Genomic DNA, 16,085 nt, shown 5'->3' on the forward strand with positions numbered 1-16,085 from the left:
ACTTTATGTATGCTCTGCATCTCCCCCTCATATTGCTATTGTGATTGGGTAAACCTGGCATAAACATAATCTACTTGGTATAGATGATATATGTCAATATGTATTTTGTATTTTCTTCCTCATCATTGTGTTCGACAATTTATTTCTTGCGTAAATACAATTTTCGATTTTCCAAACTACGGCGTGACCATGAGATACGAAACAAGGAAAGCTCCAGGCCAGATGAATAGACCTAAGCTTTCCTTGTTTTGTTAGCTAATTATTCAATTTTGCTTGGGTAGCGACTTGGTGCCCCCCATGCCGAGACATGCACAATATCGCCGCCAGCTCTCCATTGTATTTCATAATCTCCTGAGCGTAGCCCTTGTGGAAAAGAGTCTAAGTTATTCCAATCCAAGCTTTTACCAGCGCCCACAGTCTTGGTAATATATAATTTGCCGCTGTCTTTATGTACCAGGCTAAAAGTAATGGTTGAACGACCTCTGTTTTTCACAAATATTTCAAGATGTCCGTATCCAGGATCTATTTCAAAGCGAGTATTATTCCTCCATATGTCAAACCACTACCTTATTATACCAAAATATTCATAGAAAACACAGCCAAGCTGCGGCTAACACAAACCTAAGGGATCTAGCGGATGGCAATTCCGCTAAGGAGATGGTTTGATAATCATGGAATAAGATAAGACAATACTGGAAATAAACTTGAATTTTTTAACTTAATAAGATTACAATATCCACAAAAGATTTTTCCATAGAAGGAGGGAAAAGATGATAGGTAAAAGTGATGGTCTTCCAATCTTTAAGATGGTTTTAGAAGCAGTTCTGGGTATATTTTTAATTTTTTTTGCAAACCTCACCTTTCTGGGATACCTTTTTATTACATCGTTTATCTCTGAGGTACTATTATATTTTGCTAAGAAAAGTTCAACATATCATGCTAATATCTCAACTATCGGGCATTATTCCTATGCCGCCTCACTAGCGTATACTTCATTACTCGGGCTTTTATATTATTTTGATGCGATTAATGCACAGATTGCAATTTATGGAGTAGTTTACGGTTTATTTCTATTGTTCCCTATAATTGCACTGATTTTCGTTAAGATTAGATAGAAAAGCGACTCTTCTCTGCTACTTATATAATCAAACTCTCCCTGATCATTCAGGTAACTCAACTTTCGCAGAGGACAAATCCAATTTAAACCTTTGTACTGCTGGGTTCTGAGGAATTCGAATCCCCTCCTGGCAAGTTTGCCGATTTCATGCTACGAAAGTGAAGTGAACTCATTTTATGGACTCCACCTAATCATCCGTGCTTGACAGTCAAGCCACCCGTCGACCGCGGCAAGGCATGTGAACTCGCTACTCGGGAGCCTTGCACGATTATCCCATTGGATCAGGTAAAGAAAAACAGAAAACCGGGGACCGAAAATTATCTTTAGGCACGTTAAAGAAAATAACGGATCAAGCGAGGCACGAAAATGCCTGTTGTTACGCTATTTAAGACCATCGAATGGGTCTATTATTTTGGGATCGTGCCTTATGGGGAAGCAAATCGGTTCGAGATGATGTGGCGAGCTTAGGAGAAAGCAGAGCGTTTAGATGATGTGAAACCGACCGAGAGAGAAGAAGAGAGCGGAGCAACGCCCTGAAAAAATAAAAGATCCTGGCCCTCGTTGCCGCTTGAACTTGAATTTTTCCGATGTCTTCGTTCATGCTGACCACACCGTTCAAGCCATGCACATCATGCTCACCTTTCCTCGTTTAAGCCCTGTGATCAGGACGCAGCCGCAAGAGGCTGAACCGGTTGGCGCGCGATCAATCGGCGGTAAGGGATCGCCGGAATCGCCACGCCCATGTACAACAACTTCTGCCACATCGATTCTTCCACTCCGGGCCGGCGCAGTCGTCGGCGTACGGTGTACTCATTGAGGTACGCCTGCAGATGTTTGGTGCCCAAGGCAATATATGTACGCTTCAGCGATGTCCACGCCTCGCTCACGACTTTCTTCAAGGGTCTATACAGCCGATAGGTTTGAGGGAACGACTGTACCTCCGATGCACGGACATCTACCTGTTCATGGATGAACACAGCGAGTTCGAGTCGATTCGCTCCGTTCCCATCTCCCCTCACCTGCGGGACCAGATGGATTTTGACCCGCTCCGGCTCGCCCGATTCCGTAACCGTGCATCCCGCTACGACCGCCGAAGCATACGGATGAGGAAACTGTGGCCGGGCCGGATTACGCCCATACAGGTCGCTGTTCACCTTCACGTCTCCGCAGAGCAGCTCCCGGGCATCGAACTCCCCGATGGCATGGCGGATTCTGTGGAGCATCAGCCAGGCTGTCTTGTAGGTGACCTGGATCACCTGGCTCAGCCGCATCGCCGAGATGCCGTCGGGCAGCAGGAACAACTCCAGTGCCTGGAACCACTTGGTCAGGGGGAGATGGGTTCGTTCAAAAATCGTGCCGACCAAAGCTGACGTTTGATGCGCACACCTGGCGCACTCAAACAAGGGAATGCGCCGGGAAGTCAGACGACTGCAGCGGGTATGAGCGCAACGCGGGCAGACGAAGCCATTCGGCCACTTCATCGCGATCAATGCCTCCATGCAGTCCTGCTCGTTGTGATAACGACTGCTAAAGGATTGAAGTTCCGTTTCCGCTTGGACTTCCATGTCTGCTCGCCCCCGAATTAATAATATAAGAACATACGTTCTTTATCTTATTATACCAAACATATGTTCTTGTTTCAATCCGAACATTCCACTTTAACTACCTCTTTTTTTCGTATCTCTTTTCTCCTTATTCCTTCCCCTAGGCTCCCTCAACCCCTACCTCTGATCAAAAGGGATAATCATGCAAAGCAGCACGGAGAGGCATCAGGAACCAGGAACCAGGCATCAGGAACCAAGCATCAGGCATCAGACATCAGGTAACGGACACCAGATACCAAACACCAAACATCATACCCTATAGCCATCCTCTCACTCTGGATACTAGACTCTGAGCGGGGTGAATACCCTTCTTCCAAGAAAGCTAGAAAAAAGCTGTCTGCTGATTCAGCGTCAACTCCAGCAGTGGATCCCTGTTTTGCACAGTTACATCAAGGCCTGTTTGCTGATTTCATGCTGCGAAAGTTGAGTCAGGTAACTATATAGAAGAATCGTCATTCCGACGATTCTCCTAATAAGATGGTCATATTCTAAAGTGACAGCCTGTTCAGCCCTTAACCGCGCCTTCCGCGATACCTTCCATAATGAATTTCTGAAAGAATCCGTAAATAATGACAACCGGGATCGCCGTCAGCACCAGTGAGGAGAGAATCAAGGGCCAATCTTTGTTGTACTCCCCGAACAGCATGTTGGTCGACAGGATCAAGGTGTATGTGTTCACATCCGTCAGCATCAGCAAGGGCAGCAGGAAATCGTTCCAGATCCACAGGAAATCCAATATCGCAATGGTTACTGTAATCGGCAGCAGCAGCGGGAAAATGATCCGGAAGAACGTCTGAAACTCGTTGCAGCCGTCGATCTGTGCAGATTCCTCCAGCTCGCGCGGGATGGATTTGACAAAACCGTGATAGAGGAATATGGCCATGTTTACGCCAAGCCCGATATAGATCAAAGCGAGACCGTAGGTGGTGCCCTGAACATGCATCGCTTTAGCCATTCGTGTCAGCGGGATCATAATGGAATGGAACGGCACCAGCATGGAGGCAACGAACAGGAAGAAAATCGCGCCGCTTAATCTGCCCCGTGTGCGGGATAATTTGTACCCTGCCAATGAGGCGGTCAGAATAATGCCGGCAATGCCGATAATGGATATCGTCGCGGAGTTCAGCGTACTGCCCAGCAGATTAATCTTAACAAATGCGTCGCTGTAGTTTTCCCAATGCATTGTTGTCGGCAGCGAAATAAAGGATGCAAACATTTCACCCTGGGTTTTGAAGGAATTGACGACCGCCATATAGATTGGAAAGCAGGCAATGACAGCCCCAACGATCAGGAACAATCTTATCAGCAGAGAGCTGGCTGTGTGTTTTCTCATGCCTCCACCTCCCTTTTCTTCATGACGGTGATCTGGATCAGGGTGAAAATGAGGACGATGACAAACAAGATGACCGATTTCGCGCTCGCATATCCGTAGCGGAAGTTATTGGAGAATGCCTCCTCGTAAATGTTCATCGTAATCACCTGTGTGGCCCGGCCTGGTCCTCCGCCTGTCAAACCGTACACGACCTCAAATACCTTGAAGGCACCGTTCAGTGTCAGGAAGAAACAGATCGTGACCGCATGTGTAATCATCGGCAGCACCACACTGCGCAATGTCTGGAGCGGACTGGCGCCGTCAATAATCGCGGCTTCCTTCAGGCTTTGCGGAACTCCCTGCAGAGCGGCCAGATAGATGATCATCATGTATCCTACCCCGTTCCAGAGCGACACCGTCAGAATAGAGTAAAAGGAATACTGCGGATCACCCAGCCAGGACTGATTCAGAAAGGTGATGGCGAACCGCTCCGCCAGCTGCGGCAGCACCTGCGAAAATACAAACGTCCACATAAATGCGCTGATAATAGTGCTGATCATGTTGGGCATGAAGAAGATCGTCCGGAAAAAACCTTTGCTCTTCGTACGGGACTCGATCAGCACCGCCAGCAGCAGGGCGATTCCATTTTGCAAAACGATCATGAACAGCACATATTTCAGCGTAAACCACAATGAATTCATAAAATCGGGGTCTTCCCGCAGCGCCTCCGTAAAGTTGGCGAAGCCGATGAAATCGTAATTCTGGTTCAGCCCGTTCCAGTCCGTGAAGCTGTAGTACATGCCGCCGATCGTTGGGATGAGCAGGAAGATCGCATAAAGAATAAACGCCGGGGCCGTGAACAGCAGCAGTGACATGTACTTTTTGTATACCCCGTTATACACAGTGGCTCCTCCTCTCCTTGCAGCTTTGGGAAAAGGAGCGGGAAGATCGCTCTCTTCCCCACTCCAGGTATGGCTGCATCAAGTTTCACTTGGCAGTTTTACTTGTTCACCTTGTTGTACGATTTCCATGCTTTATCGAGTGCGGCAATCACATCATCCTGGGACATTTGTCCGGCATAGTAGGACTGCAGCGATTTACCGGCTTCGTCTTTAACTGCCTGAGGAATGGCCGGATCCTGATAGGACTTGCCTGCTTTTACATACTCCATGGCATCATTTACCCAAGGATAACTTTCATACGTGTGGATTTTTGCAATCGGATTAAATTTCAATGCCTGATAAAATGCGCTTGAATCCTTGTCATCCAGCACATAGTTGATGAAATCCAGCGCCAGCTCCTTGTTCTTGCTGGAGGAGGACACGGCAAGTGAAGTCGATGTGCTCAGGTTGATCATCGTGGCATCCGGGTTATCGTTGAGCGGCAGCGGTGCCACGCCGAAGTCCAGATCCGGGTTCGATTTCAGAATCGTCTCCGCATACCATGGACCTTGCACCCACATGGCGGCTTTGCCGGTAGCAAATGCGGCTGCTCCATCATCTCCGCCTACCTCCAGCGCGCGTTCCGTGCCGTTGGCATTGACCAGATCCATGATGCCGAAGAGTGAATCCTTCATCTCACTGAAGGAGCCTTGGTCTTGATTCATCCGTTCAATAAAGTCCTTGTCTCCCGTGTTGATTGTGGCACCGGCTGCAAGCGGCAGGAACAGCTGCGGAATCCAGGATTCCTTATAAGATATTTCAAATGGCGTTATATTGGCCGCCTTCAGCTTATCGACTACGGCTTTCATCTCGGTCAGCGTTGTCGGCGGGGTAATGCCCTGTTCTTTAAAAATCTTCTTGTTGTACAAGTATCCCCAAGAGAGCGTTTCGAGTGGAACGGCTACGATTTTTCCATCGGTTGTCGTTACGGACGGCTTCACGCTGTCCAGCAGCTTATCCACAAACGGCTGATTCGACAGGTCTTCCAGATAACCGGCTTTGTAGAAGGATGGAATCTCATTAACCGCATGGAGCGCGAACACGTCCGGCGCATCATTGGAGGCGAGCCGGGTCTTCAGGATCTGCGCTGCATTGTCTGAGGGCGGCATTTCCAGCTGCACTGTTACATCGATATTTTTCTCCGCTTTCATCTTTGCCTTAAACTGTTCAATGTACTTGTCGTAATGCTCTTTCAGTCTTGGCTGGGCAATGAACATTTTGAGTGTGGCGCTGTTGCCTGCGGAGGACCCGCCCTCTGCCTCATTTGTTCCCGCATTGGCGCCGCATCCGGCCAGCAGTACAGCAGTCAATACAGAGCCCGTTACACCCTTCCATATCTTCCTCACATCCATGACCTCCCTGATGTTCAGTGTTCTTTTTTGTTCACGCTTTCATTGTAAAATATCAATGTAAGCGCTTCATTGGACGGATTTAGACCTTTTTATTGGACATTTTTAAACCTAACTCTGCTTGCGCATTTCCCCCGGTGCTATTCCGAAATATTTCTTGAATACACGGTAAAAATAAGAAACATCCTCGTAACCGGCCATCTCGCACACGGTTTTAATAGGAAGCTGATCCTCCGTTATCCATTCCCTGGCCTTTTCCATTCGCAGCTGCAAAATATAATCGGTCACGTTCAGCCCATACTCCTGCTTAAATACCTTGCTGAGATATTCTTTGCTGACAAAAAACACCTTGGCCAGAAATTCCAGCGTAACCGGCTCGCTGAAATGCTGCTCCATATACTGCCTGACTTCCTCCAGATTCAGCTTGTTCTTGAATTTACGGTGCTGCACAAGCGCATCGAGCGCCTGCACATAGTATTGCTGCACTTCATGTACTGCCGCGTCGGCTGATGATAACATATGCGGTGTCACCTTGATCTCCTGCTGCTCCGCTCCCGGCATGACGGCAGCGAGCAGCTCTTTCAAATGGAGCAGCAGCTCCTGCACCACCCGTCCCAGCTTACGTCTGTCTGTGTCTGCATACAGATCCTGTCGAAGCTGCTCGAATACGACAGTTATCGCCTCCCCGTTCAGTTCATTGAAATGAGAACGGAGCAGCTGCTTGTACCCGGAAAGCTGCTGTGAAAACTCAAGGTCAAGCGGCTCCAGCTCGGGGGTGGTGGTGCTTTGCAGCTCTGTTTTGCATTTTTGCAGTGTTGCATTAAGCTCCAGCGGATCAATCGGCTTGAGCAGATAATCGACCGCCCGGTATTTTAGCGCATGCTTGGCATAATTAAAATCGTCATACCCGCTGATTACAATCGCTTTAATCTCCGGGAAGCGGTCGTTTAAGATCCTCAGCAGCTCCACACCATCAGCAGCGGGCATACGCATATCTGTAATGACAATTTCGGGCTTTAACGCTTCCGTCATCCGCACAGCCTCGATCCCGTCTCCGGCTTCACCAACAATTTGCAGATCAAGCCGCTCCCATTCCCCCAGCGTCCGGATCATATCCCTGTTCCAGTGTTCATCATCCACCAAAAGCACTTTGATCATCAATCTGCCAACCTCCTGATTCCCATGGAATACGGATGCAAATGTCCGTGCCTTTCCCCTGCTCGCTGTTTATGCTGATTCCATACATCGGACCGAAATGCATGCGAATGCGTGCCGCAACGTTAATGAGCCCGATGCTCTTTCCCCTTGCCCAGAGGCCGTCTGTACCGGCGGCCAGCATGCCGCGCAGCTCTGCCAGCCGCTCCGGCGTCATTCCGGCTCCGTTATCCCTGATGCGGATTAGCACCCCTGCGCCGCTGCGCTTGATCGATACGTCCAGCTTCCAATCCTCCTGTCTGAACTCCAGCCCGTGTGTAAATGAATTTTCAACTATCGGCTGCAAGGAGAGCTTGGGCAGTTCACTCTGCAGCGCTTCATCCTCCACCTCAAGCGTATAATGAAGCCTGCCTGAGAATCGCTTCTGCTGGATGTGCATGTAATGCTGCAGATGATTCAGCTCCGACTGCAGGGATGCAAGGTGATCCGGCTCGCGCACGATGTAACGGAACATTTCGCTTAGTGAACGGATAATCTCGTAGCTGTCCGCCGGCTGGCGCGCAAAAATCATACCGCCAATGAGCTGCAGCGTGTTTTGCAGAAAGTGGGGGTTGATCTGCGATTGCAGTGCTTTAAGCTCGGCCGTTCTTTTTTCCAGATTGATTTTGTATTCATTTTGAATATGACTGCGGATACGGACAGCCATATCATGCAGATTATTTTCCAGATAACCGATCTCATCCGTCCTACCGCTGCGGGCAGGCAGTTCCTTGCGTTCATCGATGAGGTCGATGCCGCGCATTGATGTGGCTAGCTTGACGATGGGCCGGGCCGTTCGCCAGGCGACAAAAACGGCAAGCAGCACCGACAACACCGCAGACACGGCGCCTACAAGCAGGCCGTAGGTCATGGTATTGATCGCACTCTGGTCAATGTCCCGCTTCGGAATGACCTTGACCAGCCTCAGCCCGATCGGATCAACGGTATTATAAAACACATATTCCAGAGATGTGCGGAAATAGCCCGGACCCGGACCCAATGCGGCAAGATGCTCTGTAGCTTCACTCGATAAAGCGCTTTCGCCCGAAGGATCGTACATCTCCTTCCCATCACTTCCGGCAATAAGCACCCCCTTCTTGTCCATACCGCCCAGCAGCTCAAGCGTCTGGTTAAAGGCTGACCAGCGGATTTCCAAGGTGATGGCCCCGAGCCTTTCCTGGTTCTCAAAGCGATTGATGCTGCGGATCAGCGTGAATTTTTCCGGATCCTTCCCACTGGTGTCAATGATGAAATCCTTATGTTGGCGGGCGAGATCGTCATAGGCCACAGGAGGAGCAGAAAGTGTCTGCAAATCGTTTTGCATGGAGTTGATCGTAAACAGTGTGCTGGTTTCATGTACATACAAGCTGATCCCGACCACATGATTGCCTGCGGAGTAATATACGCTGTTCAGGATTTCAAAAATTTTACGCTGCTCAGCAAACCGGTTCGACAGGCTGTCCTCCTCCCGGTCTGTTAAATATTCGCTCAGCCCCGGACTGACTTGAATCGTATAAATCAGGTTGTTCAGCTGCGAAAATTGTTCCCCCAAATAAATACCGGTCCATTTCATATTGGATAAATTGGTATCGATAACTTCAGATTCCATGGATGTCCTGCTGTTTTCGGCCGCCAGCGCCGTGATGGCGATAATGGGCAGCACAGCGAGCAGCACCATCGTGATAATCAGCTTGCTGCGGATACTTCGCTGCACAGGATGGATAAAACGCCGGGAAAAATCTTTTAACAATGCCGATGCACCTGCTTTCCCCTCCAGTTTGTCCTTTCAACGATAAGCGCAAAAAATGCGCCCTCATCAAGAAGGCGCTTTCACAATTGCTCGAAAGACAAGCTATAACGGTGACTGCCCCATGATGCCGTTTCTTTTTGGCTGTATTATACCTGATTTTCTTCTGGAATACGATTATAGAATGGCTGGTAATGTTGATTCTTTTCGGGACAGGAACGCCGTGCCAATGAATGGTGACTGGCTCCGGCAGCTGGTTTTTCAAGTTGACTTTTATCGTTTCACCTTGTGTGACCCGAATTTGCGGGCCAGGAACAGAATTGTTGAAAGTCCATACCGGCAAAGTTTGGCCTGGTGCGATCTCCTGATTGCTTACAGAGGCAGTCAAATTAATTTCTTTACCTGTTAAAACAGTTGGCTTTTCCAATCAATCATAGCGCGGAATATATGTAGAACTTTTGAAGAGATCGAAAATTGACAAAATCAGCTCCGGGTTGCCATGTAATTTTTGACGCCACGAATAGAAAAAAGCTGCCAACAAGCCTGGCAGCCACAAATATCCATATTTAATTTCTGATCTTAATCTGTATCTCCCCGCTCTGCAGCCCCTCCCCCTTGGCGTGAAGTATCAATTCCCCCGTTTGCCCGCCTGCTTGCACAATAACCAGGCATTTGCCGCCCCGTGTGCTTCTTTGATTACCTTTATACGGTTCATCGCTCGTAAGATCTCCATTATCAACGCCAAGGATACGTCCTTCTCCGGTGAGTTCGAAATGCAGCTCATATTCCCGCTGAGGAGCCAGAGCCCCTTCCTGGTCCGCAATGATCACCTCTATATGAGCAATTTCATGATTGTCAGCAGGCATCTCACTCCTGTCAGACTTAAGTTCAATTTGGCATGGCTCTCCGGCTGTCGTCAATTCATGCTCACATACCTGCCGTCCCCTGTTTCTGCCCACCGCACGAATTTTTCCTGGCGCATACGGGAGGTGCCATACGATCATTTGATCCGGATAATCCTTCAGCTCCCTGATTCCATACGATTCATCATTCACAAACAGCTCAACAGACTCACAGTTCGTAAAAGTCACCAGCCGCACCAGCTTTCCAGTATAATCAGGAAGCGTCCAATGATCCTTCAGCGCCGGGGATTTCCAATGCATCGTCCACTGCGGATTATGCTCTTGCTTGACGGTGTCGTCAAAGACGGCGATATGAACCATTGGCTCTTCCGACCAGAAGCTCTGCTGCAGGTAGGAGATTGGCTTGCGGAAGCCGCACGTATCGATCAGGCCGGACGGCCACCCTTTTAACGGGTAACCGGCTTCCCCGAGATAATCAATCCCTGCCCACACAAATTGACCGATCACATACTTATGCTTGAGCACATCGAACCACGGATTTAGCGGCAAGTACCCCTTCACCCGATTGTCCTTGCCGCGATAAAACGGGAAGGTCTCCGTGCCGAGAATTAGAGTATCCGGCATGGCCTCCCTGTAATACTCATACCACTGCTCCTGATAGTTCAGTCCGAGGATATCCATCCGTTCGGCCAGCCCCTTCGTATGCTGCACCTTGCCTTCGATCGAGCCGTCGCGCAGGCTGAGCGGTGTATTATGCGGCTCCAGGGCGCAGGTCACCGGGCGAGTCGGGTCCACCTCGTGGCAGTAATCCACAAGCATCTGCAGCATGTCGAGCATGGCCGCCTGCCCCTGATTTTCCACCTCATTGCCGACGCTCCACATGATGACGCAGGGATGATTGCGGTCACGGAACAGCATCGCTTCCAGGTCCTTCTGCCACCATTCCTCGAACAAATGCTCATAATATAACGATTTCCATTTATCAAAGGCCTCGTCAACGACGAGAAAGCCCATCCGGTCACAAAGATCCAGCAGTTCAGGTGCCATCGGATTATGCGCAAAGCGGATGGCGTTGCAGCCCATTTCCTTCAGCGTCTCCAGCCTTCTTCGCATCGCCGTATCGTGATAGGCCGCGCCAAGACAGCCCAGATCGTGGTGTATGCATACTCCTTTCAGCTTCATATGAACTCCATTGAGAAAAAATCCTTCCTGTGCGTCGAATTTAATTTCTCTTATGCCAAAAGGAGTTGTGTACCGATCCACTTCCGCACCTTCGCAATAGATTGTTGTCCTCGCCTCGTACATCACCGGAGATTCCGGGGACCATAACTCGGGGTTATGTATCTCGGCTCCCTGTACGATCTTCAACGTCTCTCCCCCAGCCAAGTCTTGTTGAGTCCCAACCCTTCCCTGGAGGGTTCCTGCCGCATCCACAATCTCAGTCACAATAGTGCATTCAACCGGCTGATCATCATGATTCTTCACCTGAATTTCAGCGTTTAGCTTTGCCTTATCGGCTGTGATCTCGGGCGTGGTGATATAAGTTCCCCATCCGGTTACATGCACCCGGCTGGTCGAGATCAGCCATACGTTGCGATAGATGCCTGAACCGGAATACCAGCGGTCCGGCGGCATGGGGGTATTATCGACCTTAACGGAAATGACATTTTCCCCATCTCTCAGGATGTACGGGGTCAGATCATACTGGAAACTTACGTAACCGTAAGGGCGCTTGCCCAGGAAATGACCGTTAATCCATACCTCACTGTTATTGTGTATCCCGTCAAACTGGATATAGACCCGCTGCTGCGCCTCGTTAGCCGCCAAACGGAAATGCTTGCGATACCAGCCCACCGTCCAGCGGGGCAAATAAGCATGATTACCGCCAAATTCCATGTGCGGATCAAATGGCTTCTCGATGCTCCAATCATGGGGAACGTTCAGCTGCCGCCACTTGCTGTCGTTATAGTCCTTTTTGTCGGCGCCTGCATAGTTGCCTTCCGTAAATCGCCAGTCCGTATTAAAAGGCAATATCGTTCTGCTCGTCATCATTTAACCTCCTAAGTGATATAAGACTAGCCGCAGTTATCCTTTTAAAGCTCCCACCATAACACCTTTTACAAAATATTTCTGCAGGAACGGATACAGCAGCAGGATGGGTGCTGTGGTTACGATGATCGCCGCATATTTCAACGTCTCCTGCACATCCCGGCTCTGGATTAATGTTGTGGTGCCAATCATGTTTGCGTTGTCGTTTTCCAGAATGATGTTCCTTACGACCAGTTGGATCGGGAACAGATTTTGATCCCGCAAAAAAATCATGGCATTAAACCAGCTGTTCCAGTGGCCTACGCCATAGTACAAAATCAGGACAGCGACTACCGGCATCGACAGCGGAATAAAGATGCGGAACAGAATGGTGAAATGCCCCGCCCCGTCCAGAACGGCCGACTCCTCCATCTCCTTCGGAATGGACAGAAAGTAGGTGCGCATGATGATCAGATTGAAGGTGCTGACTGCCGTAGGCAGAATCAGCGACCAGAGGGAATCCAGCAGTCCGTAGGCTTTGACAATCAGGAAGAAAGGAACGAGTCCCCCGCTGAAAAACATCGTAAATACGATAAAAAACATGATCGGCTTTTGCAGCATGACTCCTTCCCGGGACAGGAAATAAGCCCCGAGTGCGGTTAATGTCATGTTAATGATCAGTCCTACAACGAGTACGAACAGCGTATTTTTGAAGCCCTGCAAAATGACGGGATTGCTTAACACCGCCTTGTAACCGTCCAGTGAAAAACCCTGCGGCCAGAGCAGAACGCCGTTAAAGGAAATCAAGCGATTCCCTTCGCTTACCGAGGAAAACAGAATGTACAGCATCGGATAAAGGGTCAGGATGATCAAAATGACCATGATCGTCACATTAACCACATCAAAGATCCGTTCACCGATGGATGGCTTGATCATACATGTTCACTCCCTACCAGAGACTGTTTTTACTTACACGTTTGCTTATATAGTTCGCCAGGATCAGAATGCTGAAGTTGATTAAGGAGTTAAACAGCCCAACCGCGGCGCTGTAGCCGTAATTGAACTCCAGGATGCCTTTGCGGTACACATAGGTGGAAATGACATCCGCCGTCTCGTAAATGCTCGCGCTGTACAGCAGAATAATCTTCTCAAACCCGACATTCATAATGTTCCCGAGCGCGAGAATCAGCATAATCATGACCGTTGGCAGGATGCCCGGAAACGTAATGTGCCGAATCTGCTGCAGCTTGGTCGCACCGTCAATTTTGGCTGCCTCGTACTGCTGCTGGTCAATACCGGATATGGCCGCCAGATAAATGATCGTGCCCCAGCCGATCTGCTGCCAGATTTCACTGATGACATAAATGGGGCGGAAGGACTCTGGCTGCTGCAGGAATGCCGTCCGTTCACCCCCGAAAAAAGCAATCACATCGTTAATCAGTCCGTCAGACAGAGTGAAATAACGGATAATGCCCGCGACGACAACAAGTGTAATAAAATGCGGCATATACGTAATGGTCTGTGTTATTCTGCGGAAGACCGAGCTTTTCATTTCATTCAGCAGCAGCGCCAAAATGATGGGAGCCGGAAACCCGAACAGCAGGTTCGTAAGGCTGAGCAAAACCGTATTTTTGATGACTCGGAAAAAGTAGATGCTGGAGAAAAACTCTTCAAAATGCTTGAATCCCACCCATTCGCTGCCCAAAATGCCCTTGGCGGGGATAAATTGCTTAAACGCGATCACTGCCCCGTACATGGGCACGTAGTGAAACATCATATAATAAATGATCACAGGCAGGATCATCAGGTACAGCCATTTATTGCGTACCAGATCCCTTGCTAATTTAGCTCTGAGCATTTCACTTCACTCCTCCCTGCAGCCTCTCGACAGAAGCATTATCTTTTCAGGTAACGCTCATAAGCAGCCTGCTGAATTTCAAGCGCCCGCTCAATTCCCATATCCTTCATTTGCTGCACATAGCGATCGTAATTGTCTACAGGCTCGGTGCCCAAAATGATTTTGAGCTCCGCTTCCTTCACCAGCGCGTTGATATCGTTCATGATGCTGCTCATTTCATCCGCTTCCTCGGCTGTAGGCGTAACCGGCGGCAGCAGATGTTTTTCGTGATTGGTTTTTCTCCAAACATCCAGTGCCTCGGCCGTCTGCTTGTATTTGGCCGGCAGATTGTTATCCTGCTGAATCATCGGGAAGTTGGTGCCATGCGCATATTTCATCATGACCTGGTCGCTGCCAAGCCCCTCGGGGTTGTTCACAACCAGATCCGTGTATACAGGCTTGCCGTCCTTCATGTTGTAAGTCACGCCTTCAAGTCCGAACGTATTGAGCATTCTGCCCTCTTCCGAATAGGCGTAGTCCAGCCAGCGCATGGCTGCTTCCACATTTTTGGTCGTGGCGGAGATGGCCGCCGAGCTGGTTCCTGCGTATGCATTGTCGAGCTGACCGAATTCGGGAAGCTGCCCTTTGGCCGCAGCCGGGTATGGAGCTGCCACAAAATCGGCTTTCGGATCGGTCTCTTGTACCGCTGCATTGTATTTTTCAATGTAAAACTGCCATCCGATCGTGGCTCCGCTGTCACCGGAGGTCATCTTTTTATCTACCGTAGGTGCGTCAATGGAAGCGAAATCCTTGTCAATCAGCCCTTCCTTATACCATTGAGCCATCGTTCTCAGGTATTCCTTATAATCTGGCTCCATGTAACCATAGACGACCTTACCGTTATTGACATAAAAATTGCCCATCACACCAAATGCCCCGGCAAAACCGCCCGTTCTTTCACCCAGAAACATCGTGCGGAAGGTGACAGGCGCTCCGGCATTCTTCTTTTCCTTGAAAGCAGTCAGCACCGTATGCCATTCGTCCATCGTTTCCGGAATCTTCAGATTCAGCTCGTCAAGCCAGTCCTTGCGGATAATCGGTCCGCCGTAAACTCGTCCGGCCTCGGAACGGATAAACGGAAAGGCATAATAGGTGCCGTCATCCGTTTTGATCATTTTGTCAATCTCCGGGTTCTCCTGCAGCGTTCTTTTCAAATTGGGGGCATATTGGTCAATCAGATCATTCAGCTTGAGAATGTACCCTTGCTCTACTGCCTTTTCCGGGCCGCCCGGGTACTGCAGCCAGGTGTTCAGAAAAATATCCGGCAGCTCGCCCGAAGCGAGCATGAGACTGAACTTCTGGTCTGTCATGGGAGCCCCGCCCAGGTTTTTGATTTTAATCCCGGTCCGTTTTTCATACTCATCATCAATCGGCAGTCGTTCAGGTGTTCCCCCCAGCGTTTCATTCATAAAGGTTAGCTCCGGGCTTCCGGGCATAGGATAAGAAAATTCCTCGGTGGATGCACTGCTGCCGGATGGGTTAGAAGCGCTTTCATTATTACTGTCGTTTGAACCGCTGCAGCCGGCCGTCAGGAGTGCCAGACCTGTCATAAAGATGATCAGCTTTTTCATTGTTAGCTTTCCGGTTTGCGTTGCCAAAATTACAACCTCCATTTCCATGTCATTGTCTGTGTGCTTCTCCAATGTAAGCGCTGCTGATCCGCTGGACAATGTTCAATATGCAAAATCGATTGATCAAAAGGAAAAACTTCTATCGTGGTACGTGTGCAGCAAAAAAGCAGGACAGGCATCATAATTGCCCGACCCGCTTTTTTGCAAAATGACAATGCTTTTTACTTATTGTGCATGTTCAAAAAGTCAGGTTTTCAGCACCGAAGCCTACGCTTCCGATGTGCGTTTTTTCAAAACGCTTGAGTTGGATGAAGCTAGGGACTGAGGAGCGGAGCGTACATGGGGTACGTGAGCACCTGAAATGTTTCCGTAGGAAACATGCTTCGGAAGCATCCGCTTAGTCCCGGCTGAATTCAAGATTCGATGTCGAGTCCGCTTCCTGATTTACTTCGTGATCAAAAG

General features: G+C 49.3%; 12 protein-coding genes. 1 reads left to right on the forward strand and 11 read right to left on the reverse strand.

All coding sequences use genetic code 11. The annotated features are described in order from the left end of the window. The first annotated feature begins 770 nt into the window (after positions 1-770). Positions 771-1,115: a hypothetical protein gene (locus ACE5KN_RS11020; RefSeq protein ID WP_375526447.1), complete on the forward strand. Its 345-nt coding sequence runs from the start codon at positions 771-773 to the stop codon at positions 1,113-1,115. A gap of 664 nt (positions 1,116-1,779) precedes the next feature. Here ACE5KN_RS11020 and ACE5KN_RS11025 read toward each other — a convergent pair. The 11 genes from ACE5KN_RS11025 to ACE5KN_RS11075 all read right to left on the reverse strand — a co-directional run bounded on the left by ACE5KN_RS11025 (position 1,780) and on the right by ACE5KN_RS11075 (position 15,623). Further along, complete coding sequence (locus tag ACE5KN_RS11025) at positions 1,780-2,682, reverse strand: transposase (RefSeq protein ID WP_375526448.1); 903 nt, start codon at positions 2,680-2,682, stop codon at positions 1,780-1,782. Positions 2,683-3,226: 544 nt separating this feature from the next. Next, on the reverse strand, positions 3,227-4,054 hold the full coding sequence (locus tag ACE5KN_RS11030; RefSeq protein ID WP_375526449.1) for a carbohydrate ABC transporter permease: 828 nt from the start codon (positions 4,052-4,054) through the stop codon (positions 3,227-3,229). After that, entirely contained in the window at positions 4,051-4,908 is an 858-nt protein-coding gene (locus ACE5KN_RS11035) for a carbohydrate ABC transporter permease (RefSeq protein WP_375526470.1), read from the reverse strand. Before ACE5KN_RS11035 ends, ACE5KN_RS11030 begins: the two co-directional genes overlap by 4 nt. Before the next feature lie 125 nt (positions 4,909-5,033). After that, positions 5,034-6,320, reverse strand: a complete 1,287-nt coding sequence (locus ACE5KN_RS11040) for an extracellular solute-binding protein (RefSeq protein WP_375526450.1) — start codon at positions 6,318-6,320, stop codon at positions 5,034-5,036. 114 nt (positions 6,321-6,434) lie between these two features. Then, a complete protein-coding gene (locus ACE5KN_RS11045; RefSeq protein ID WP_375526451.1) occupies positions 6,435-7,481 on the reverse strand; it encodes a response regulator transcription factor in 1,047 nt (348 codons plus the stop codon). Then, a complete protein-coding gene (locus ACE5KN_RS11050) occupies positions 7,456-9,231 on the reverse strand; it encodes a sensor histidine kinase (protein WP_375526471.1) in 1,776 nt (591 codons plus the stop codon). The genes ACE5KN_RS11045 and ACE5KN_RS11050 overlap by 26 nt, the downstream gene beginning before the upstream one ends. After that, a complete protein-coding gene (locus ACE5KN_RS11055; RefSeq protein WP_375526452.1) occupies positions 9,116-9,691 on the reverse strand; it encodes a multicopper oxidase domain-containing protein in 576 nt (191 codons plus the stop codon). Before ACE5KN_RS11055 ends, ACE5KN_RS11050 begins: the two co-directional genes overlap by 116 nt. Before the next feature lie 139 nt (positions 9,692-9,830). Beyond that, on the reverse strand, positions 9,831-12,176 hold the full coding sequence (locus ACE5KN_RS11060; protein ID WP_375526453.1) for a glycoside hydrolase family 2 TIM barrel-domain containing protein: 2,346 nt from the start codon (positions 12,174-12,176) through the stop codon (positions 9,831-9,833). A gap of 36 nt (positions 12,177-12,212) precedes the next feature. Continuing rightward, positions 12,213-13,091, reverse strand: a complete 879-nt coding sequence (locus ACE5KN_RS11065; protein ID WP_375526454.1) for a carbohydrate ABC transporter permease — start codon at positions 13,089-13,091, stop codon at positions 12,213-12,215. A 13-nt stretch (positions 13,092-13,104) separates the two neighbouring features. Then, a complete protein-coding gene (locus ACE5KN_RS11070; protein ID WP_375526455.1) occupies positions 13,105-14,013 on the reverse strand; it encodes an ABC transporter permease in 909 nt (302 codons plus the stop codon). Positions 14,014-14,051: 38 nt separating this feature from the next. Beyond that, positions 14,052-15,623 carry an extracellular solute-binding protein gene (locus ACE5KN_RS11075; protein WP_375526472.1) on the reverse strand — a complete coding sequence of 524 codons (1,572 nt, stop codon included), beginning with the start codon at positions 15,621-15,623 and terminating at the stop codon, positions 14,052-14,054. Between the last annotated feature and the right edge of the window lie 462 nt (positions 15,624-16,085).

Source organism: Paenibacillus terreus, from assembly GCF_042138595.1.
Taxonomy (GTDB): domain Bacteria; phylum Bacillota; class Bacilli; order Paenibacillales; family Paenibacillaceae; genus Paenibacillus; species Paenibacillus terreus.

Bases quoted from the DNA above. Each gene is read 5' to 3' on its own strand.
- ACE5KN_RS11060 (WP_375526453.1), bottom strand. From the start codon at position 12,176: ATGACGAGCAGAACGATATTGCCTTTTAATACGGACTGGCGATTTACG.
- ACE5KN_RS11030 (WP_375526449.1), bottom strand. From the start codon at position 4,054: ATGAGAAAACACACAGCCAGCTCTCTGCTGATAAGATTGTTCCTGATC.
- ACE5KN_RS11035 (WP_375526470.1), bottom strand. From the start codon at position 4,908: ATGTCACTGCTGCTGTTCACGGCCCCGGCGTTTATTCTTTATGCGATC.
- ACE5KN_RS11065 (WP_375526454.1), bottom strand. From the start codon at position 13,091: ATGATCAAGCCATCCATCGGTGAACGGATCTTTGATGTGGTTAATGTG.
- ACE5KN_RS11020 (WP_375526447.1), top strand. From the start codon at position 771: ATGATAGGTAAAAGTGATGGTCTTCCAATCTTTAAGATGGTTTTAGAA.
- ACE5KN_RS11070 (WP_375526455.1), bottom strand. From the start codon at position 14,013: ATGCTCAGAGCTAAATTAGCAAGGGATCTGGTACGCAATAAATGGCTG.
- ACE5KN_RS11045 (WP_375526451.1), bottom strand. From the start codon at position 7,481: ATGATCAAAGTGCTTTTGGTGGATGATGAACACTGGAACAGGGATATG.
- ACE5KN_RS11075 (WP_375526472.1), bottom strand. From the start codon at position 15,623: ATGAAAAAGCTGATCATCTTTATGACAGGTCTGGCACTCCTGACGGCC.
- ACE5KN_RS11025 (WP_375526448.1), bottom strand. From the start codon at position 2,682: ATGGAAGTCCAAGCGGAAACGGAACTTCAATCCTTTAGCAGTCGTTAT.